This is a genomic window from Mangrovibacter phragmitis (genome assembly GCF_001655675.1).
Taxonomy (GTDB): Bacteria; Pseudomonadota; Gammaproteobacteria; order Enterobacterales; family Enterobacteriaceae; genus Mangrovibacter; species Mangrovibacter phragmitis.
This window is the reverse complement of record NZ_LYRP01000001.1, coordinates 262,109-283,477: the sequence shown is the minus strand read 5'-3', so window position 1 is coordinate 283,477 and position 21,369 is coordinate 262,109. Positions and strand designations below refer to the sequence as shown.

The following is a 21,369-nucleotide window of genomic DNA, read 5'->3' as shown; positions in this document are numbered from 1 at the left end:
GCTGGCGCAGTATATCACTCAATAGCATAGCGCCTCATCCAACCAGCGCGTATATAAACCTTGCTGAGCTATTTTTTGTCTTTACGCCAGGCATCTGCAGTCAGTGCTTCCCCAAAATGGCTGGCGATAAGCCTGCGGGTCAGCTCATGCAATGGCGATGCAAGCACATCTGCGGTACTGCCACGCTCAACGACTTCGCCATGCTGCATCACCATTACCTGATCACTAATGTGTTTCATCATGCCTATATGCTGAGTAACATAAATATATGAAATACCTTGTTTCTCTTGCAATTCCAGCATGAGGTTAATCAACTGAGAACGCATAGACATATCCAGAGATGCCAGTGCTTCATCAGCAATAATCACTTTTGGCCGGAGAATTAACGCACGGGCCAGACCCAGGCGCTGTTTTTGCCCGGGAGCAAGCATATGCGGGTAGTAGCTGGCGTGATCCGGTAACAATCCAACCATACGTAGTGTTTCCACTATCTGTTTACGGCGCGCCTCTGGCTCTAACTCCGTATTCAGGCGTAAGGGGAAATCCAGTATTTGGGAAACCCGTTGGCGCGGATTGAGCGAGGTGGACGGATCCTGAAAGATCATGCGTATTTGCTGGCAGCGCCAGGCATAATCGCCATAATGCAATAGGTGGTCATTAATCACCACTTCACCGGCGGTTGGTTCCACCATCCCCGCCAGCATTTTTGCCAGGGTTGATTTTCCCGAACCATTCTCGCCAATAATAGCCAGCGTTTGCCGCTCCCTGAGCATAAAACTCAGTGGTTTAACCGCTTCAACCAGTTGCCGGTGAAACATTCCTGTGCGGTAGCGGAAAGTTTTACTCAGGTTTCTGACTTCGAGTAATGTTTCCACCATAATTACTGGCTCTCCATATTTAACGGGAAGTGGCATGCGTATTGCCGGCTACGTGCTCCAGTCAGGCGTGGAGTTTCAATACATTCACGCTGGGCGTAAGGGCAGCGTGGACCAAGCCGACAGCCAATAGGCAAATGTTCCAGTAGCGGAATGGCGCCCGGCAGGGTGTTCAGCCGGCTTTTATGCGGCATTGCACTGCCGAAATCTGGAATAGCACGAATCAGCGCCTGGGTATACGGATGGTAAGGCATTGAAATCAGTTCATCACTGGGTGCTGATTCCACGGTCTGCCCGCAATACATTACTATGATCCGGTCTGTCCACTGGCTCAACATTTGCAAGTCATGGCTTATCAACAAAATTGTCGTATTGTTGTTCTGGTTTAGCCGGCTGAGTAACCGGAAAATTTGCGCCTGTGTGGTGGGTTCCATCGCATTAGTTGGCTCATCCGCAATCAAAAGTCTTGGTTGGTTAGCAAGGGCAATGGCAATCATCACTTTCTGGCATTCACCTTCCGTTAATTCATACGGAAAGCTGCGCATGGCATCTTTATGATCTTTAATTCCCACGCGGTGAAGCAACTCGATAGCCCGGCGCTTACGCCAGCCAAACCGTTTCCACCAACGGCCTTTCCAGGTCCACCCCGGAATATTTTGCATTAACTGACGGCCAATTGATTCCGAAGGGTCAAGACAGGATTGTGGCTCCTGAAAAATCATTGAAACATTGTGCCCGATAAGTTTGCGACGTTCCCTTGATGACAGGCGCATCAAATCGATATCGTCAAAACGCATACGGTCAGCTGTAACTCGCCAGTTATCTTTCGTGACACCACACAATGCTTTGGCTATCAGACTTTTACCTGAGCCAGACTCACCAACCAGACCCCGGACATCACCTTCATTGAGTGTCAGGCTGACCCGGTCAACCGCTTTAACCCAGCCTTCGCTGGTTTTCAATTCAATGGTGAGATTGCGTATATCCAATAATGGCATTATTCCACCCCTGAAATGATTGCGCGGCGAATACCATCACCCAGCAGGTTAATCAACAGGACACTTATCATGATAGCAGCGCCTGGCAACATCACGGTCCAGGGGGCAACGTAGATCAACTCAAGTGCATCACCCAGCATCGCTCCCCATTCTGGAGAAGGAAGTTGTGCGCCAAGGTCGAGAAAACCGAGCGCTGCAATATCCAGGATTGCAATAGAAAAAGCGCGGGTGACTTCCCCCACCAACCCGGCGGCAATATTTGGCATAACTGAGTAAACCAGAATATTCAGTGTGGAAGCACCATCAAGCCGTGTAGCAATGACATACTCTTTTTCCAGTTCATCATGCACCAACAGATAAACGGAACGTACCATACGTGGTAACAAGGCAAGCCAGACTGCAAACATGGCATGAAACAAGTGTGGCCCGGCGAAAGCAACAACTATAATCGCCAGTAACAGTGACGGAATCGACAGCAGTGCGTCCAGAATATGGTTAAGCGCGGCAGAACGCAGACCATGAGTTGAACCGGCAAACACGCCCATGATCAGCCCGCAAAATGCTGCCGCCAGGGTAACTACAAACGCGCCCCCCACAGTGGGCAATGCGCCACTGAGCAGCCGGCTCAACACATCACGCCCTAAATCATCAGTGCCGAGAAAGAAAGACACATCACCATAACGTGACCAGGACGGCGGCAATAATTGATAGCCCAAAAACTGTTGGTCAATACCATAAGGGGCAAAAACACGGCCGAACAGGCACAAAAGCAATAATGCCCCACACCCATACAGGCCAATCATTGCTGGCGTATCACCATAAAATTTTCGCCAGGTAATCAGCAACGGCCCTGGTGGACGCTTTTCGCTGTAAACATTATCGTAGGGCATACCATTCCTTATGCTTCAATGGGTTGGCAAGCGCACCCAGAATATCTGAAACAACATTGACAATAATAACTAATGAGCCAATGACCATTACCCCCGCAGAAATGGCGGCATAATCTTGTTGGCGAATGGCATTAACCAACCAGCGGCCCAGACCCGGCCAGCTAAAGACCACTTCAGTTATCATCGCGAGCGTGAGCATAGTGGAGAATTGCAAACCCAAACGGGGAATCACCGGGGGAAGGGCATTATGCAGTACATGCCGGTGCAGAACGGTAAACCGTGACACACCGCGGGTGGCCGCCGCTTTAATGTAATTGGTATCGAAAACCTCAATAGTGCTGATGCGCATTAAGCGCACCACTTCAGTCATAGGCGCGAGAGTCAATGTGGCAACTGGCAGCACCATATGACGTAGCACACTCATAATCATCTGAGTGCGATAAGGTGAATCTGAAAGCCAGGCATCAATTAATGCAAAACCTGTTACATCTTTGACCTGATAGAGCAAATCTATTCGTCCCGAGACAGGTAACCAGCCTAACGTAAGTGAGAAAAATAAAGTCAGCAATAGCGCAAGCCAGAACACCGGAATGGAGAATCCTATAAGCGCCAAAGTTGAAATAAGGTTGTCCTGCCATTTATAACGAGTGACACCAGCGAGCATACCCAACGGGATACCGACTACCAGTGCCAGACCGAATGACAAAATGCATAATTCAAGGGTCGCCGGAAAAACTTCGGCAAGTTGTTCATTAATTGACTGACCATTAATACTGGAAACACCAAAATCCCAGTGGATTAAACTGTTGAACCAAAATAGCCAGGCATTCCACACCGAGGCTCCCTGTAGTGGCGCATGGGGAGTGAAATAACTCAGGCTGAACCCCACAAATGAAAGTAAAAACAAGGTCACTATCAGTAATAACAAGCGGCGCAATGTGAAAATAATCATGGTTTTTTCACCTCAGGGGTTTCACGCCAGACTCCGGCAAATGAAGCACTGCCAAAGGGGCTTAGCACCAGTCCTTTCATATCATACCGATAGGCCTGTAAACGCAGTGAAGAAGCCAGCGGTAAAACCGGAAGCTCCTGTGCCAGAATCTGCTGAGCCTGACGGTAGGCTTCAATGCGCGATGAAAGCTGGGAGGAGTCCAGAGCCTGCTGTAACACAGCATCAAAATCCCGGTTACACCAGTGAGAAAAATTGGTTTGTGAACGGCTTGCGGCACAACTTAGTAACGGTCGGAAGAAACTGTCCGGATCATTACTGTCCGTTGCCCAACCGGTTAATGTCAGGTCGTGGCTCATATCCATTAACCGGGCTTCCTGGAAACGACCTTCAACCGCACGAATAATCACCTTCACGCCAACTTGTGCCATATCTGCCTGAATCAGTTCAGCCGTTTTAAGTGGGCTGGGGTTCCAGGGTTGGGAAGTGGTTGGTACCCAAAGCTGTAATGTCAGATTTTTGATACCCAGTGCTTCCAGTTGCTGACGTGATTTTTCCGGGTTGTATTCCGTAATTTTGGAACTACTGTCATACGCCCAGGATGCACGCGGCAGAATGGAGGCTGCTGTTTCTGCCGTACCATAATAAATTGACTGCATCAGGCGTTGGTTATTAATCGATAGCGACAGAGCATGCCGAACTGCCGGGTTATTTAGTGGTGGTTTGTTGGTATTGAACGCCAGGAATGCAATATTCATCCCGGGGCGTAAGGTCAGGCGCAGACGCGGGTCATCACGCAAAATGGTCAACTGGCTGGCAGCAGGCCAGGCAAGGACATCGCATTCCCCAGTGAGCAGACGGGACATACGCCCGGTACCACCAGAGCCCATATCAATCACCACCTGGGGCATTTTAGGCTCGCCGCGCCAGTAATGTTCATGCCGTGCCAGGCGGATAAATTGCCCAGCGCGATACTCAGTGAGTTTAAACGGCCCGGTCCCCACCGGCAGGCGGTCAATTAACTCCTGTTTACCTGCATTTTCCAGCTTGTGAGCATATTCCGCAGACATTACTGATGCATAGTGCGTGGCAAGGTGCCATAAAAATGAAGCATCCGGGCGCTTAAGACGAAACTCAACGGTGTAATTATCAAGCTTACGAATACTTTCAATGGTATCAGCAAACTGAAGGCTGTCGAAATAGGGGTAGTTATCGCCATTGACACTATGCCAGGGGTCGTTCTTGTCGAAGATGCGTTTAAAACTGAACACAACATCATCCGCATTCAAATTGCGGGTTGGCGTAAACCATGCAGTAGTCTGGAAAGCCACATCATGGCGTAAATGAAAGCGGAAGGTGGCACCATTATCCAGCACTTCCCAACTTTGTGCGAGTTCTGGCACCAGTCGGTAAGTGTAAGGGTCCACATCAAGTAACCGGTCATAAAGTTGAGCCGCAAGGGTATCCACCGTTAGACCTTCACTGACTTTTTGCGGATTGAAGGTATTAACCTGGCCATTGGCACAATAGACAAAACCGCTCTGGTGAATGTCTGGCGGTGAGTCCTGTGACGTAGCATAAGCTGTACTGCTAAGAGAACCCAGCAGGGCCAGCAATGAAACGAGAAATGAGCGCATATTTTTTTGGGTCACGATAACTAAGAACTTAAGTGTATCGCACTCTTAACGCCATCCCAAAAAATGTCGGAATGTTTGCTGTAAATATCGCCAACGGGCTAGTGGATTTGATGTTTTTTGAGCAAAGCACGTAATTGGTGGTAGGTTAACCCCAACTTTTCCGCCGCCATTTTCTGGTTAAAACGGGTTTGTTGCAGGCTTGTTAGCACCAGACTTTTTTCTTGTTGCAACTGAAAGGCCCGTAAATCTATGGGTAACACCGGTACTGAAAGCGCTGGTGATATGGCAGGCTCTTCCCCGGCTAACTGCGAACCGGAACCTGAAAAAGGGTTGAAGACAATATTATCGAGCTCTTCGGGGTTTGAACCATGACGGTAAACCGAGCGTTCAACAACATTCTTCAATTCACGAATATTACCCGGCCAGGGCCAGGCCAGTAACTGTGACTCGGCCTGTTCGCTAAAGCCGGCAAATAATGGTAAGCCCATTTCCCGGCACATTTGGATGGCAAAGTGTTGAGCCAGCAATAAAATATCGGACTGACGCTGGCGTAAAGGGGGCAGAGTAACAACATCAAATGCCAGACGGTCGAGCAGGTCGGCTCTGAACTGTCCGCTGTGTGCCATCGCGGGTAAGTCGGCATTTGTGGCACAAACCAGTCTGACATCAACCTTGAGCGGCTGGGTTCCACCGACACGTTCCAGCTCTCCGTACTCAATAACCCGCAACAGTTTTTCCTGAACCTGCATGGGAGCCGTCGCTAATTCGTCGAGAAAAAGCGTTCCACCTTCGGCGCGTTCAAACCTGCCGGGATGGCGTTTTTGCGCCCCAGTAAATGCACCTGCCTCATGACCAAAAAGCTCTGAATCCAGTAAATTTTCATTAAGGGCCGAACAGTTGAGTGAAACAAATGGCCCTTGCCAGCGCGGTGATAAGTAATGAATCCGGTGAGCAACTAACTCCTTACCGGTTCCCCGTTCACCAACTACCAAAACGGGTTTGTTCAATTGAGCCAGGCGTGAGGCATGCTCCAGCACCTCAAGAAAGTTATTGGACTCGCCAACCAGGTTATCCTTCTCATCTGTCATGGTCAAATTCACTACTTGGTGGTGTATTTAACCACTATAGCCAGTTCTGCCTGGCAGGTAAAATAATTAAAAATGTTTTATTTCAATGTGTTGATATGTTGGCACGCAATTTGTAATACCCACAGGGTACAGCAGAAGAGTAATCGCGGTGGTATAGCGAATACCAGAGCTCAGTCAAAGGCATGCCAGCCTGTTCTGGCACAACACAGAAACCTGTCTATGTTCAGTCTGGCAGGTTAAGGAGATTTAAATGGGAATTTTTTCGCGCTTTACTGACATCATTAATGCCAACATCAACTCCTTACTGGAAAAAGCAGAAGATCCACAAAAATTAGTACGGCTGATGATTCAGGAAATGGAAGATACGCTGGTCGAAGTACGTTCAACATCTGCCCGCGCACTGGCAGAGAAAAAACAGCTGACGCGCCGTATTGACCAGGCACAGGCTCGCCAACTGGAGTGGCAGGAAAAAGCCGAGCTGGCGCTGAGAAAAGAAAAAGAAGATCTGGCCCGTGCGGCATTGATTGAAAAACAGAAACTCACTGATCTTATTACCAGCCTCAATAACGAAGTTGAGCACATTGATGAAACCTTGCTACGCATGAAAACAGAAATTGGTGAGCTTGAAAATAAGCTGACTGAAACCCGGGCCCGCCAGCAAGCCCTGGCTTTGCGCCATCAGGCAGCGGCTTCCTCACGTGATGTTCGTCGTCAGCTTGATACCGGAAAACTGGATGAAGCAATGGCGCGTTTTGATGCGTTTGAACGCCGCATCGATCAGATGGAGGCAGAAGCGGAAAGCCACCGGTTTGGCAAAAGTAAAAGCCTTGATCAGGAATTTGCAGAATTAAAAGCCGATGATGAAATCAGCGCACAAATCGCGGCACTGAAAGCCAAAATGAACAAAGACAACAATGCCTGATTGCACGCAGATACCCTGTGTGAGCGTCATTCATATAGTAAGGAGAACCAATGAGCGCGCTTTTTCTGGCTATTCCGTTAACCATTTTTATGTTGTTTGTCGCCCCCGTTTGGCTGTGGCTGCACTACAGCAACCGTGACAAAGGCGAAAGTGTTTTATCAAATAATGAGCAACAACGCTTGCAACAACTTACGGGAGAGGCAAGGCGTATGCAGGACCGGATACAGGCACTGGAACAAATACTGGATGCTGAACATCCTGGATGGAGGGAACGTTAATGGCCGCATTTCATAAACGCAAACTCTGGCGCAACCCACAACAAGGGATGATTAAAGGGGTCTGTGCCGGGATTGCTGAATACCTTGACGTACCAGTAAAGCTGGTGCGGGCAATAACGGTATTGTCGCTGTTTTTTGGTCTGTTCTTTTTTGTCGTGGTGGCCTATATCGCGTTAACATTTGCATTAGACCCGCGACCTGAAGGCTTGCAGGACGAACAGGAGCCGGTACCTGACAACCATCATCTGCTGGCACAGGCTGATCAATTACTTGGCGAAAGTGAAAGGCGGCTACAGGCAATGGAGCGTTATATTACCTCGGATTCCTTTACTTTGCGTAGTCGGTTTCGTCAGCTATGAAAACCGTAAACAGCACACCAGAGCCAGGCTATCGCCGCCTGGCACCTCTGGCCATGTTAGCCACGACGGTCGCGTTACGTTTTGTGCCTGCCGGAGTTGCCACTCTGGTGATTAGCCGGGTGGCCCACAAACCCTTGCGGCTGTTGTTGGGCGTTGCCCTGGAGCCTGTGTTACGCACTTGCGCGAAAAAATTCACCCAACGCTGGCATAATAACCCTGATGTATAAACTCCGGTGGGTAAATCCCCGGCAGTGTAGTGGCTGGTGTTCATGTATATACTGTGGTCAGTACCTTGATTTTGTTTGGTGTTTGTCATTAGCAGTATGATTATTATTTCTCCTGGTCGTCAATGGTCGCCATCTAAATCAATGAGATGCAGGTGCCTTTGCAGCAGGCAAAGGGTGTACTGGCAAATAACAGGAATGTTATGAAGCGAATAAAAAATGAGTTTCAGGCTCTGGTCAACCGGGGAGCAGACCGGCACCTGCGCCTTGCTGTCACAGGGCTAAGCCGTAGCGGTAAAACCGCTTTTATTACTGCCTTCGTTAACCAATTACTTAATATTCAAACCGGCGCGCGTCTGCCTTTGCTTAATGCTGCGCGGGAAGGGCGCCTGTATGGTGCCCGCCGGGTACCACAGCAAAATTTGGGTATTCCACGCTTTACCTATGATGAAGGGATTGCACAGCTTTATGGCAGCCCTCCAGCCTGGCCCACACCAACCCGTGGTGTCAGCGAAATCCGTCTTGCACTTCGTTTTCGTTCAGCTACCAGCGTTATGCGGCATTTTAAAGAAAATGCCACACTGTATCTCGATATCGTGGATTACCCGGGGGAATGGTTACTGGATCTTCCCATGTTGGGGCTGGACTATGCTGCCTGGTCGCGCCAAATGACAGGGCTGCTGAAAGGAGCCAGAGGTGAGATGGCGGCAAAGTGGCAGGCCTTGTCGCAAGACCTGGACCCGAACGCGCCGGCGGATGAAAAACACCTTGCAGAAATAGCCACAGCCTGGACTGATTATCTGCATGCCTGTAAACAGGCTGGCCTGCACTTTATTCAGCCCGGGCGTTTTGTCCTGCCTGGCGAAATGTCTGGTGCTCCCGCATTGCAGTTTTTCCCCTGGCCTGATGTAGATAACCTGGGTGACCATGTCATTGCTCAGGCAGGGAAACAAACCAATGCAGGCATGTTGCGGGCCCGCTACGACTATTATTGCCAGCATGTAGTTCGCGGTTTTTACCGGGAACACTTTATCCGGTTTGACCGGCAAATTGTGCTGGTTGATTGCCTGCAGCCACTTAATAGCGGGCCGCAGGCGTTTAACGACATGCGCCTCGCACTAACGCAATTAATGCAGAGCTTTCATTACGGGCAGCGCACACTGTACCGGCGATTATTTTCACCAGTCATTGATAAGCTGTTATTTGCGGCAACCAAGGCAGACCATGTCACCCATGACCAGCATGCCAACCTGGTCAGCCTGCTCCAGCAACTGGTGCAGGATGCCTGGCAGAATGCTGCGTTTGAAGGCATTAAAATGGAGTGCATGGGGCTGGCATCTGTTCAGGCAACTACTGCCGGGTTGGTGGATTATCAGGGCGAAAAAGTTCCAGCGTTACAGGGTCACCGGTTATCTGATGGTACACCGTTGACATTCTTCCCAGGAGAAGTGCCGTCACGTTTGCCTGGTAATGCTTTCTGGGAACAGCAGGGGTTCTCTTTTGAGCAATTTCGCCCGCTACCCATGGATATTGACAACCCTTTACCGCATATTCGGCTGGATGCTGCGATGGAGTTCCTGATAGGAGACAAGCTGCGATGAGTGAACCAATAAAACCGCGCATTGATTTTTCCCAGGAAAAACCAGTGCAGAAGGCAGAAGCAACGGTGCGCCCGGCCAAAGTATTTGATGTGGCTGAAAACTTTGAACCTGTGCAAGTAAATGAACCGGAAAACGAAGAAGCCCAGCAGGCCGAAGCACTGGTTTCCCGCGCACTGCAACCGAAAAAAAGCGTATGGCGGCGTCTGGTCGGGCTTGGTCTGGCTATTTTCGGCGTGAGCGTGGTGGCGCAGGGAGTGACATGGGCACACAATGCCTGGGTCACACAGGACTGGATAAGCCTGGGGGGTTGCGCTGCGGGAGGGCTGATTGTTGTTGCGGGAGCCGGTTCACTGGTAACTGAATGGCGGAGGTTATGGAAGTTACGCCAGCGAGTCGAAGAACGCCATGAAGCGGCCGAAATGTTAACCAGCTATGCTTCGGGCAAGGCACGGGTGTTTTGTGAAAAACTTGCCGGTAAGGCCGGGATTGATCAGCGCCATCCAGCCATGCAGCGTTGGTATTCGGCGTTACATGAAACCCATAATGACAAAGAAGTCATCACACTGTACGGGCAAATGGTACAGCCGGTTCTGGATAACCAGGCGCGTAAAGCCATCAGCCGTTCAGCGGCGCAGTCTTCGCTGATGATTGCAGTCAGCCCACTTGCACTGGTTGATATGGCGTTTGTGGCCTGGCGCAATATCCGGCTGATTAACCACATTGCGGGGTTGTACGGTATCGAACTGGGGTACTTCAGCCGTATCCGCCTGTTTCGCATGGTATTGCTGAATATTGCCTTCGCCGGAGCAAGTGAACTGGTACGTGAAGTGGGGATGGACTGGATGTCTCAGGACCTGGCAGCACGCCTTTCTGCCCGGGCTGCCCAGGGCATTGGCGTTGGCCTGTTGACCGCCCGGTTGGGAATAAAAACCATGGAGTTATGCCGCCCACTCCCGTGGACAGGCGATAAACCGAAACTGGGCGATTTCCGCCGCGAACTGATAAGTGAGGTTCGTGCAACATTGCAACGCAGTAAACAGACCAATACACCTTCCGCTTAAGCCAAACACCGCACTGAAGAGAAGTGCGGTGCTGCTATTGCTTTGTTGATACCTTTCACGTTGTTACCTGTAACGCGCTATGCCCTGATTGATAACTTATGGCTGTCAATATTTGTTGACAGATAGCTTCTGGATAGCACAGAAGTGCAGTATCATCACAAACTGTCCTTTTGATTGTTATATAGGTTCCTGCCATGCGCCTTGAAGTGTTTTGTGAAGACCGCCTTGGGCTCACGCGTGAGCTACTCGATTTACTGGTGCTGCGTGGTATCGATTTACGGGGCATTGAAATTGATCCCATTGGGCGCATTTATCTCAATTTTTCCACTCAGGCGTTTGATACCTTCAGCAGCCTGATGGCAGAAATTCGCCGTATCCCTGGTGTCTCTGATGTGCGCACAGTACCCTGGATGCCTACAGAGCGGGAGCACCGTGCGTTAAGTGCATTGCTGGAAGCACTGCCTGAACCCGTATTATCGCTGGATATGAAAAGCAAAGTGGAGATGGCAAACCCGGCGTGCTGTGCATTGTTTGGGCAAGACGCTGATAAACTACGTAACCATAATGCGGCCAGCCTGATTCCCGGTTTTAATTTTGTCCGTTGGCTGGAAAGCCGCCCGGTTGCATCACATACCGAACATGTGGTGATTAACGGGCAAAATTTTCTGATGGAAATTACCCCGGTACAGGTTGAAGCTGAAGAAAGCGGTGAAACGGTGCCTGGTGGTGCAGTTGTAATGCTCCAGTCGACCATTCGTATGGGCAGGCAGTTGCAGAACCTGAATCACCAAAATGTGGAGGCTTTCAGCCAGGTTGTCGCGGTGAGTGGCGCAATGCGCCATGTTGTCGAACTGGCGCGCAAAGTGGCCGGGCTCAATGCCCCATTACTTATTGTCGGTGAAACAGGTACAGGTAAAGACTTGTTTGCCCGTGCCTGCCATATGGCGAGCCCCCGGGCAGAAAAACCTTACCTGGCGCTTAATTGTGCTTCAATCCCGGAAGATGCCGTCGAAAGTGAATTATTCGGCCATGCTGCAGGTGCTTATGCTAATGCTACAGAAGGGAAAAAAGGGTTTTTCGAGCAGGCGAATGGCGGGTCCGTCTTATTAGATGAAATTGGCGAAATGTCGCCGCGCATGCAGGCAAAACTGTTGCGTTTTCTCAACGATGGTACCTTCCGCCGCGTAGGCGATGAACATGAAGTGCATGTTGATGTAAGGGTTATCTGCGCTACCCAGAAAAACCTTGTCGAACTGGTGCAAAAAGGCGCATTCCGTGAAGATCTTTATTATCGGCTGAATGTCCTGACATTAAACCTTCCACCATTGCGTGACTGCCCGCAGGATATCATGCCGCTTACTGAGTTGTTCGTTGCCCGCTTTGCTGATGAGCAAGGTGTGCCGCGGCCTAAGTTATCCTCGGAATTAAATTCAGTGCTTTCTCGTTATAGCTGGCCGGGCAATGTCCGGCAGTTAAAAAATGCGATTTACCGGGCTCTGACTCAGCTTGAAGGTTATGAACTGCGTTCTCAGGATGTGTTATTACCGGATGTGGATGCCAGCGTGATGCCGGTGGGTGATGACGTTATGGAAGGCTCATTAGATGATATCACGCGCCGCTTTGAACGTGCGGTGCTCACACAGCTTTACCGTAATTACCCCAGCACACGTAAACTGGCAAGGCGGCTCGGAGTGTCGCATACCGCTATTGCGAACAAGCTAAGGGAATATGGCCTGAGCGGGCGTAAAACGGAAGAGTGAGTAAACAAAAAGCCGGTTGTAATCCAACCGGCTTTTTATCAAAGAACGAACAATCAGCCTTTCAGTGCGGCCAGTGCGGCGCTGTAATCCGGCTCTTCAGTGATTTCATTAACCAGTTGGCTGAAAATCACTTCATCTTTCTCGTTGATCACGACAACAGCACGGGCGGTCAGGCCTTTCAGTGCACCATCATCAATCCCCACCCCATAAGTATCCTGGAATTCAGGGTGGCGCAGAGTAGAAAGTGTCACGACATTGCTAAGGCCTTCAGCACCGCAGAAGCGAGACTGGGCAAATGGCAGGTCAGCCGAAATGCACAACACAACAGTGTTATCCATTTCGGTAGCCAGTTGGTTGAATTTGCGAACAGATGCTGCGCAAACACCAGTGTCAATGCTTGGGAAAATATTCAGAACTTTACGTTTACCCGCATAGTGGCTCAGGGAGATATCTGCAAGGTCTTTTGCGACCAGAGTGAATGCCGCAGCAACACTACCAGCCTGAGGGATCTGACCTTTAACGGCAACCGGGTTACCCTGAAAATGAACGAGTTGTGACATAGTTATTTTCCTGTTCTCATATTGTTAACGCTTGAGCTAGTGTAAGCCAACTCATAGCGAATGAATATAAAAAATTATTTACATCCCGGCAATTGTAGCGCCAAAACTGTTAACAGAGAGCCGTGGCGAAGTATTTGCACCAGAATACTAAACCGATGTCCGTGAAGATAATTGGGTGCAACGGTATATACTGCATTAAACACAAAAGGGATAAACCGTGATGAGAAATGTCAGTGTCTACGAGGAGTCATGGCCACTTAATACACCCTTTACGATTGCCCGCGGAACACGCGAACAGGCCATTGTTGTGGTGGTCGAAATTATTGATGAGTCAGGAGTAAAAGGTGTAGGGGAGTGCACACCTTATCTGCGTTACGGGGAAACAGCTGCTTCTGTGTTGGCTCAGGTGGCAAGTATCATACCGGCCCTGGAACTGGGAATGAACCGTAGTGATCTCCAGGATGCACTACCTGCCGGGGCCGCCCGCAACGCGGTAGACTGCGCATTATGGGATCTTGAGTCTCGCCTCGCAGGGCTTACGCTACCGCAATACCTGAAAACTCCCTTGCCCGAAAGTGTGGTAATGGCACAAACCGTGGTCATCGATACCCCGGAAAGAATGGCTCAGGCAGCACAAAGGCTCTGGTTGAATGGCGCACATTTATTAAAAGTGAAGCTCGACGACCGTCTGATAACGGAGCGCATGGTTGCTATTCGTACAGCTGTGCCGGATGCAACGTTGATTGTTGATGCTAATGAATCATGGCATGTGGAAGGGCTGGCAGCCCGTTGCCAGCTACTTGCAGACCTCAATGTGGCCATGCTGGAGCAACCCTTGCCAGCGGGTGACGATGCTGCACTGGCGAATTTTATTCACCCTTTGCCTGTGTGTGCGGATGAATCCTGCCATACGCGCTCACACCTGGATGCGCTGGCCGGCTATTATGACATGGTCAATATTAAGCTTGATAAAACGGGTGGGCTGACAGAAGCATTGTTATTACAACAGGCGGCAATAGCTGCAGGTTTTGAGGTTATGTTAGGTTGTATGCTGTGTACCTCACGTGCGATTACTGCCGCATTACCGTTGGTGCCTTCTGCGCGTTTTTTGGACCTGGATGGCCCAACGTGGCTGGCAGTGGATGTTGAGCCCGGGCTTAACTTTACACCGGGCATGTTACATCTTTAACCCTCGTAAGTAAGCAGGCTGATAAATCCATCCAGGAAACGCTCACAAGCGAGGTCTGCAGATACCGGCGGTAATTCTGCTGTAATACATGGCAGACTGTTATCTTTACACCAACTGCCAAATGAGCCCGGCGTGGCGTAGCCCACGCTGGTGACCAGAGGTAACATCAGCATTTTCGCCAGCCATTCCCCAAGCGCTGTGCGGTATGGGTCTTCAACGCAGGCTAATGGCTCATGAAACGAAACAGTCCAGGCAGGTTTTATCCGGGTGATTAACTGGCACAATGCCTGGGTTTCTGGCTCAGAGCCGGCAAATTCACCAGATGAGAGTTTTACATCACGAACCGCTGCCTGCGTGTTCCAGCGATAAACGGTCTCGCCCGGTTTCCAGTTGGCTGCCGGGAAATTCCGGTTCAAATCCACACCGCGTAAATTTGCCCGCAAACCACTCTGGCAGCCGTCCGGGTTAACACAAAGAATGACATGATGGCGGCGGTGTGTTTCTTCCAGCGTCCGCAGCGCGCAGGACAGGGTGATAATACTTGCAGTTTCATCACCATGGGTCCCGGCCATAATCAATCCTGCAGAAGGCTGCATTTCAGTGGCCGGAAACCAGAGAAGCTGAGCCCCACCAACGCTGGTGCCATATTGTTGCGCGGACGTCTGGAAATTACCGCGTAATTGTCTCGCTCGTGAAAGCGTCATAAATCACCTTGTTGTCAGAAATGTTTACCAGGACGAATCATGTTGAACTGCTGTATGGCAGGCGTGATTACAGTTCGTCGTAAAAGCTACAACAAAGTATTACAGAATGTTTGCAATTGCTCCTGTCAAAACAAATAATTATCAAAAGTGCCGACCAGTGCGGAAAAGATAAACTCTAACCAGGGAAGCCACATGAAACTCGTTACCCGAATGCTTTGCAGTGCAATTATCGTTGGCGGTGCCACAACGGCCACATTTGCCGCCGATGTACCGCCAGGGACACAGCTTGCAGCAAAGCAGGAATTAAATCGCCATATCAAAGATGAACCTGCATCACTGGATCCCGCTAAAGCTGTCGGGTTACCTGAAATTCAGGTAATTCGTGATTTGTTTGAAGGGCTTACTAATCAGGATGCGACAGGCGCACTGATTCCTGGCGTGGCAACAAAGTGGCAAACTAATAACAACCGTATCTGGACGTTTACTCTGAGGTCCGATGCCCGCTGGTCTGACGGCTCACCGGTAACCGCAGAAGATTTTGTTTATAGCTGGCGCCGCCTGGTGGACCCAAAGACAAGCTCGCCTTTTGCGTCATTTGCGGCACTGGCCGGAATAGAAAATGCGCAGGCTATTACCGAAGGCAAAGTGGCTCCGGACAAACTGGGTGTCAGTGCGCTCGACAGCCGAACGCTGCAGGTACAACTCGATAAAAACGTGCCTTTTTTCCCACTGCTAACGGCAAGCTTTGCACTTTTCCCGGTAAAACAGGCAACGGTAGAAAAATATGGTAACAACTGGACACGCCCAGAGAACCTGGTGGGAAACGGCGCCTTTGTACTGGCTTCCAGAGTTGTTAACGAGAAACTCGTAGTCACACCTAACAGGCAGTATTGGGATAATGCCAAAACAGTACTCACCAGGGTGACATTTATCCCAATTAACCAGGAATCAGCGGCGACCAAACGTTATCTGTCCGGTGGCATTGACATTACGGAATCCTTCCCGAAGAACATGTATCACAAACTGCTGGAGACGCTTCCCGGACAAGTCTATACACCACCTCAGCTGGGCACATACTACTACGCATTTAATACCCAAAAAGGGCCAACTGCGGATCCGCGTGTACGGCTGGCATTAAGCCTGACCATTAACCGCGACATTATTGCTCATAAGGTTCTTGGTACCGGGGAAAAACCCGCCTGGCATTTTACACCGGATGTAACACATGGATTCATGCCTCAACCCGCCCTGTTCCAGGATATGACTCAGGAAGAGCGCAACCTGCAGGCAAAAATGTTGCTGGCAGCGGCAGGCTTCGGGCCAGAAAAGCCGCTTAAGTTATCTCTGCTTTACAATACATCAGAAAACCATCAAAAAATCGCCATTGCCATTGCTTCAATGTGGCGAAAAGCGCTCGGTGCAGAAGTGACACTGAAAAATCAGGAATGGAAAACCTACCTGGACAGCCGCCGAAGCGGTGATTTTGATGTTATCCGTGCTTCATGGATAGGTGATTATAATGAAGCATCAACCTTTCTGTCGCTCATGACGTCAACGAACAGTGGTAATATCGCGCGTTTCAGCTCAAGCGCATATGACAAGGTTATTGCTCAGGCAACCAGTGAAACGGACGAAAAGGCCCGTAATAAGGATTATAATGAGGCCGAGAAAATCCTCGCAGAGCAGGCACCGATAGCGCCAATATATCAGTATACCAATGGGCGTTTGATTAAACCCTGGGTCAAAGGCTACCCAATAGATAACCCCGAAGATGTCGCCTACAGTCGGACAATGTATATCATTAAGCATTAATCAGGCTGTACAAGGGCTGGGCCTCAATTTGTGATGCGGGGCAATTTTTGCTCACCGGCGCATTGATCGGATTTATCTGATATCTTATTATTGAATTGCCCCTAAAGAGCTAACACCACATTTGTGAGTGCCGGAGATAAGCGCCGGAGGGGCAAATCTCTCTTGCCTGTCTCTGATATTCCTCTTTTCATTACCTTTTAACCAGACCCTGCCATTCAGGCCTGTTGATCTGTTCGTTACAAACATTGCACCATGGATTGTGTGAAGGCAAGATAGTGCCTGAATAAAAAGGAGATTATATGCAGGAACTCATGCATTTTGCCGGACGTTACGGCATTAATTTAACTAACTCAATGGCGCTGGCTTGTGTCCTGGCGATCATTTTTTTTACGGCTGTCGTCGTTCACCTCGTGTTACATCGCCTTGTGTTACGCGCTTTTGAAAAACGCGCACGAAGTAGTAATACACTCTGGCTTCAGGTTATTACCCAGCATCACCTGTTTCGCCGCCTGGCCTTTGTGCTTCAGGGCATTATTGTGCACATTCAGTCTTTACTGTGGCTGGAAGCAGGTAGTGACGCCAGTTTGTTTCTGCTTACTGCCGCGCAGTTATGGGTGATGTTGTATGGGTTACTGGCCTTTTTCTCCCTGATGGATGTCTCGTTTGTTATCTCCCGTCAACTGCCATTCGCCGCGAATCTGCCGCTGAAAGGAATTGTCCAGAGCATAAAACTACTCAGTGCTATTGTGATTGGCATCATGATTATCTCGGTATTAATTGGTAAATCACCGGCGATTTTGATTAGTGGTTTGGGTGCCATGGCTGCGGTACTCATGTTGGTGTTCAAAGACCCCATTCTTGGCCTGGTGGCGGGGATTCAGCTTTCCGCTAACCGCATGTTAAACCAGGGAGACTGGCTGGAAATGCCCAAGTATGGCGCTGATGGTGCTGTTACCGATATTGGGCTGACAACGGTTAAAGTCAGAAACTGGGATAACACGATTACTACTATCCCAACTTATGCACTGGTTTCTGATGCTTTTAAGAACTGGCAGGGAATGTCTGAGTCTGGCGGGCGGCGCATTAAACGTAGCATCAATATTGATACCACCAGCATCCATTTTCTCTCTGATGATGAACTGGCGCACTTGCAGCAGTCGCGTATTTTGACGCCTTATTTAGCACAGAAATGCAACGAATTATCAGCCTGGAACCGGGAAAATGACCACGAGTCAGGCTCAGTACTCAATGTGCGGCAACTGACAAATGTAGGGACATTCCGGGCCTATTTGACCGCATACCTGAACCAGCACCCGCGTATTCACCATAACATGACAACCATGGTTCGCCAGTTATCTCCTGGAGTGGATGGCTTACCGCTTGAAATTTACGCATTCACCAATACTGTCGCCTGGCTTGAGTATGAAGCTATCCAGGCGGATATTTTTGATCATATTTATGCTGTGATTGGTGAATTTGGTTTACGTGTGCATCAGTCGCCAACGGGCAATGATATGCGCAGCCTTGCGTCATCCTTGCGGGCTGGCTCGTAGCAGTATCACACCTGGCGGATAATAAATAATGCCAGCGGTGTCTTCATTAAACTAAGTAGTTGGAATTGTGTGGCAGTGGTAACATCACGCGTGATTTGCCCGCTTTGCCACACAATTTGTCCGATATAACCCAGTTGGCGCCATACCACTATAATGGGCACCAGTAACGCCGCTATTGCGTCATTTTGCTGGCATTCCAGCGTGGCATAATTTTCATCATCAAGCTCATTAATAAAAATCTGAATCCCTTCATTGGGTAGCAATGCTTTGATATCTCCGAGAATGGCAGCACTAACAGAGCGGGAGAGTCGCAGGTTGACTCGGGGGTTATGTGTCCAGTTATCAGTCATTGGGTACCATTGCGATGTAATTTATAATACCTCACAGTATATCGTTTTCCCCACTTCATTACGCCTGACATAACCACAAACCAACAGCAGAACGCATATAAAGCAATCTACATTTTCAGTGCTATGCCTGTTTTGCTGTTGGTTCTGTCTGCTGGTCATTGGCCGGGTAGAATATTTGGTATTGGTTCCGGCCACTATTTTTTGCGTAATAAAGCGCGCTGTCTGCCCGGGAAATGAGCTGGCTCGCGCTCATTCCCACTGACCATTCGGCGATGCCGATACTCAGTGTAACTTTATTGGTAACATCTGAAGCCATATGTTCAATACTTCGCATGCTGAGTGCACTTTGTATACGCTTTGCGATATCGGCAGCGTCCGTTGCTGATGCCTGAGGTAATAATACAATAAACTCTTCACCGCCAAATCGCCCAACCAAATCCAGGTTAGCCCGCACCGCGCTTTCAATGGATTCAGCGACCTGGATCAGGCATGAATCGCCTGCCTGGTGGCCATAGAAGTCATTGTAGTTTTTGAATTTATCGACATCGAGCATAAGCATTGAAAAGACGCTATCGCCCTGTTGAAACGAGGCGCGCTGGACGGTTTTATCTAACATCACCTGGAAAGCCCTGCGATTAGCCAACCCAGTAAGAGGATCACAATTTGCCTGAATCTCCAGGCGCTGAATCAAATCGTTATTTTCTTGTTCCCGGTGTATGGCGAGAACAAACCAGGTATTGAGCATGCGCCGCGCGGACTCGACCAATAAAGCGAGTGAAATATATGCCAGCACATTGACTACAGTGATATAGCTGGTAAACACCAGGCTGGTAATAATAATGGCAGCCTGAAGTGGTACACTGAACAAAAACCACGCCAGAGCATCAACATAAAGCGCTATCAGCCCGGTAAGCAATAAAATAGAAGCCAGCGCGAAAATAACAGGGCGCCCGCCGCTGGAAAACAGCAAAAATAGCACCAGGCACCAGTTCAGGCTGAGTATAAGCATTGTCACGCGCAGCATAGTCCAAATATTACGCGAGAGTCTGTCCGGTGAGTATTTAAGGATATACAGCACTGCAGCACTTATCACCATGACTGCAAATAGTGGTAAATGCGAGAAATCCATCCGCCCGGCAGGAATAGAAAGACTTTCTCTGGGGTGAAAATAGTAACGAACTAAAATGACAATACTGAACAAAAGGTTAACCCACAGAAACCAGTTAGCGCTCATAATTATTGCGTGCTGGCGTGTCTGCTCGTAACGTAAGTCAAATGCCTTACATACTTTCCGTCTGAACAAATCTGGTTCCTTTTGGGTAAAGTGTTACATACCAATGCTACAAAGGATTTTAGTAGAATGTTATATAAGATGTGAAATTTTGCTAAATTGACTGTAAAAACCGGGTCATAGCTGCATCAACGTAACACTATGATGGAACACAGAGCGTGAGCAGGGGGTAGTTTTGAGTGGGTTAACCGGGCGTGATTTTTTCGTTTCTGACGCCGTTTATACCTGGCGTTTTGATGGTATGGGTGGCATTGTTCCTCTGGAACAATCAGATAGTGTTGATAAGCAACATCCATGCTGGTTGCATCTTAATTATACCCATCCACAAAGTGCCGACTGGCTGGCAAACTCCCCACTGTTACCCGATGTCGCAAGAGACTTGCTGGCGGGAGAAAGCCTGCGCCCGCGCGTTACCCGCATGGGAGAAGGTACCTTTATTACACTGCGTTGCATAAATGGCAGTACAGATGAGCGACCGGACCAACTGGTTGCCATGCGCATGTATATCAATGAAAACATGATAATTACATCACGCCAGCGCCAGGTTTTGGCGCTGGATGATGTGATTAATGACCTGAAATCCGGGACCGGAGCGAAGGATGTCGGCGGATGGTTGGTTGATGTATGTGATGCGTTAACTGATCATGCGAGTGAGTTTATTGAACAACTCCATGATCAGATTATCGATCTGGAAGATGATTTACTGGACCAGCAAGTCCCTCAGCGTGGTCAACTTGCATTATTACGCAAGCAACTGATAGTCATGCGCCGCTATATGGCACCGCAACGTGATGTGTTTGCGCGTCTTGCCAGTGAGCGTCTGGCATGGATGGATGACGACGAAAGGAGACGGATGCAGGATATAGCAGACCGTTTGGGACGCGGGCTGGATGAAATTGATGCCTGCATCGCGCGCACTGCCATAATGGCTGATGAAATATCACAGATGATGCAGGAATCATTATCACGCCGCTCTTATACCATGTCGCTTATGGCTATGGTATTTCTTCCCAGCACATTCCTGACTGGTTTATTTGGCGTTAATCTCGGTGGTATCCCAGGTGGTAGTTGGGGGTTTGGTTTTGCATTTTTCTGCCTTATGTTGGTAATTCTTGTTGTCGCTGTTATTGTGTGGTTAAAACGTAGTAACTGGCTGTAAATAACGAGAATTATCGAACTAAAGAGACAATTATATTGAGCCACATCAATAAATTTTCCAGATGAAAAAGGCAATATCAATTTCGCAGGTGAATGCAACGTCAAGCGAT

Annotated in this window: 21 protein-coding genes; 11 read left to right on the top strand and 10 right to left on the bottom strand. The window is 49.3% G+C overall.

The annotated features are described in order from the left end of the window. Window positions 1-68: 68 nt before the first annotated feature. The 6 genes from sapF to pspF all read right to left on the bottom strand — a co-directional run bounded on the left by sapF (window position 69) and on the right by pspF (window position 6,437). On the bottom strand, window positions 69-878 hold the full coding sequence (gene sapF / locus A9B99_RS01220) for a putrescine export ABC transporter ATP-binding protein SapF (RefSeq protein ID WP_064593875.1): 810 nt from the start codon (window positions 876-878) through the stop codon (window positions 69-71). Window positions 879-880: 2 nt separating this feature from the next. Beyond that, window positions 881-1,873: a putrescine export ABC transporter ATP-binding protein SapD gene (gene sapD, locus A9B99_RS01215; protein WP_064593872.1), complete on the bottom strand. Its 993-nt coding sequence runs from the start codon at window positions 1,871-1,873 to the stop codon at window positions 881-883. Further along, window positions 1,873-2,763 carry a putrescine export ABC transporter permease SapC gene (gene sapC / locus A9B99_RS01210; protein ID WP_064593870.1) on the bottom strand — a complete coding sequence of 297 codons (891 nt, stop codon included), beginning with the start codon at window positions 2,761-2,763 and terminating at the stop codon, window positions 1,873-1,875. The genes sapD and sapC overlap by 1 nt, the downstream gene beginning before the upstream one ends. After that, a complete protein-coding gene (gene sapB, locus A9B99_RS01205; RefSeq protein ID WP_064593868.1) occupies window positions 2,750-3,715 on the bottom strand; it encodes a putrescine export ABC transporter permease SapB in 966 nt (321 codons plus the stop codon). Before sapB ends, sapC begins: the two co-directional genes overlap by 14 nt. After that, a complete protein-coding gene (gene sapA, locus A9B99_RS01200; protein ID WP_064595440.1) occupies window positions 3,712-5,349 on the bottom strand; it encodes an ABC transporter substrate-binding protein SapA in 1,638 nt (545 codons plus the stop codon). The genes sapB and sapA overlap by 4 nt, the downstream gene beginning before the upstream one ends. Window positions 5,350-5,447: 98 nt before the next feature. Further along, on the bottom strand, window positions 5,448-6,437 hold the full coding sequence (pspF, locus tag A9B99_RS01195) for a phage shock protein operon transcriptional activator (RefSeq protein ID WP_064593866.1): 990 nt from the start codon (window positions 6,435-6,437) through the stop codon (window positions 5,448-5,450). A 250-nt stretch (window positions 6,438-6,687) separates the two neighbouring features. Here pspF and pspA point away from each other — a divergent pair, with 250 nt between their 5' ends. The 7 genes from pspA to tyrR all read left to right on the top strand — a co-directional run bounded on the left by pspA (window position 6,688) and on the right by tyrR (window position 12,642). Beyond that, entirely contained in the window at window positions 6,688-7,359 is a 672-nt protein-coding gene (gene pspA, locus A9B99_RS01190; RefSeq protein WP_064593863.1) for a phage shock protein PspA, read from the top strand. 50 nt (window positions 7,360-7,409) lie between these two features. Then, window positions 7,410-7,637, top strand: a complete 228-nt coding sequence (gene pspB, locus A9B99_RS01185) for an envelope stress response membrane protein PspB (RefSeq protein ID WP_064593861.1) — start codon at window positions 7,410-7,412, stop codon at window positions 7,635-7,637. Continuing rightward, window positions 7,637-7,996, top strand: coding sequence for an envelope stress response membrane protein PspC (pspC, locus tag A9B99_RS01180; RefSeq protein WP_064593859.1), 360 nt, complete (start codon window positions 7,637-7,639; stop codon window positions 7,994-7,996). The genes pspB and pspC overlap by 1 nt, the downstream gene beginning before the upstream one ends. Beyond that, entirely contained in the window at window positions 7,993-8,223 is a 231-nt protein-coding gene (locus tag A9B99_RS01175; RefSeq protein ID WP_064593857.1) for a phage shock protein PspD, read from the top strand. The genes pspC and A9B99_RS01175 overlap by 4 nt, the downstream gene beginning before the upstream one ends. A 200-nt stretch (window positions 8,224-8,423) precedes the next feature. Further along, the gene (locus tag A9B99_RS01170; RefSeq protein WP_064595438.1) at window positions 8,424-9,821 is read left to right on the top strand and encodes a YcjX family GTP-binding protein; all 1,398 of its coding nucleotides are present in this window, start codon (window positions 8,424-8,426) and stop codon (window positions 9,819-9,821) included. After that, on the top strand, window positions 9,818-10,882 hold the full coding sequence (locus tag A9B99_RS01165) for a YcjF family protein (protein ID WP_064593855.1): 1,065 nt from the start codon (window positions 9,818-9,820) through the stop codon (window positions 10,880-10,882). The genes A9B99_RS01170 and A9B99_RS01165 overlap by 4 nt, the downstream gene beginning before the upstream one ends. A 194-nt stretch (window positions 10,883-11,076) precedes the next feature. Further along, entirely contained in the window at window positions 11,077-12,642 is a 1,566-nt protein-coding gene (gene tyrR, locus A9B99_RS01160; protein WP_064593853.1) for a transcriptional regulator TyrR, read from the top strand. Window positions 12,643-12,695: 53 nt separating this feature from the next. Here the strand turns inward: tyrR and tpx are convergent, their stop codons facing one another. After that, window positions 12,696-13,202 carry a thiol peroxidase gene (gene tpx, locus A9B99_RS01155; protein ID WP_064593852.1) on the bottom strand — a complete coding sequence of 169 codons (507 nt, stop codon included), beginning with the start codon at window positions 13,200-13,202 and terminating at the stop codon, window positions 12,696-12,698. Window positions 13,203-13,422: 220 nt separating this feature from the next. Between tpx and ycjG the strand changes: the two genes are divergently transcribed. Then, window positions 13,423-14,391 carry an L-Ala-D/L-Glu epimerase gene (ycjG, locus tag A9B99_RS01150; RefSeq protein WP_064593850.1) on the top strand — a complete coding sequence of 323 codons (969 nt, stop codon included), beginning with the start codon at window positions 13,423-13,425 and terminating at the stop codon, window positions 14,389-14,391. Here the strand turns inward: ycjG and mpaA are convergent. Further along, window positions 14,388-15,095, bottom strand: a complete 708-nt coding sequence (gene mpaA, locus A9B99_RS01145) for a murein tripeptide amidase MpaA (protein WP_064593848.1) — start codon at window positions 15,093-15,095, stop codon at window positions 14,388-14,390. The two genes, ycjG and mpaA, sit on opposite strands and share 4 nt — an antisense overlap. 210 nt (window positions 15,096-15,305) lie before the next feature. Here mpaA and A9B99_RS01140 point away from each other — a divergent pair, with 210 nt between their 5' ends. Both A9B99_RS01140 and A9B99_RS01135 read left to right on the top strand, forming a co-directional pair. Beyond that, entirely contained in the window at window positions 15,306-16,907 is a 1,602-nt protein-coding gene (locus A9B99_RS01140) for a peptide ABC transporter substrate-binding protein (RefSeq protein ID WP_231889155.1), read from the top strand. A gap of 299 nt (window positions 16,908-17,206) precedes the next feature. After that, complete coding sequence (locus tag A9B99_RS01135; RefSeq protein ID WP_064593844.1) at window positions 17,207-18,460, top strand: mechanosensitive ion channel family protein; 1,254 nt, start codon at window positions 17,207-17,209, stop codon at window positions 18,458-18,460. 5 nt (window positions 18,461-18,465) lie between these two features. On the opposite strand, the gene A9B99_RS01130 is transcribed toward A9B99_RS01135, so the two are convergent. Further along, window positions 18,466-18,810 carry a hypothetical protein gene (locus A9B99_RS01130; RefSeq protein ID WP_064593842.1) on the bottom strand — a complete coding sequence of 115 codons (345 nt, stop codon included), beginning with the start codon at window positions 18,808-18,810 and terminating at the stop codon, window positions 18,466-18,468. Between the two features lie 121 nt (window positions 18,811-18,931). Then, on the bottom strand, window positions 18,932-20,113 hold the full coding sequence (locus A9B99_RS01125) for a GGDEF domain-containing protein (RefSeq protein ID WP_064593840.1): 1,182 nt from the start codon (window positions 20,111-20,113) through the stop codon (window positions 18,932-18,934). 163 nt (window positions 20,114-20,276) lie between these two features. Between A9B99_RS01125 and zntB the strand changes: the two genes are divergently transcribed. Next, a complete protein-coding gene (zntB, locus tag A9B99_RS01120; protein WP_064593838.1) occupies window positions 20,277-21,260 on the top strand; it encodes a zinc transporter ZntB in 984 nt (327 codons plus the stop codon). Window positions 21,261-21,369: the final 109 nt, after the last annotated feature.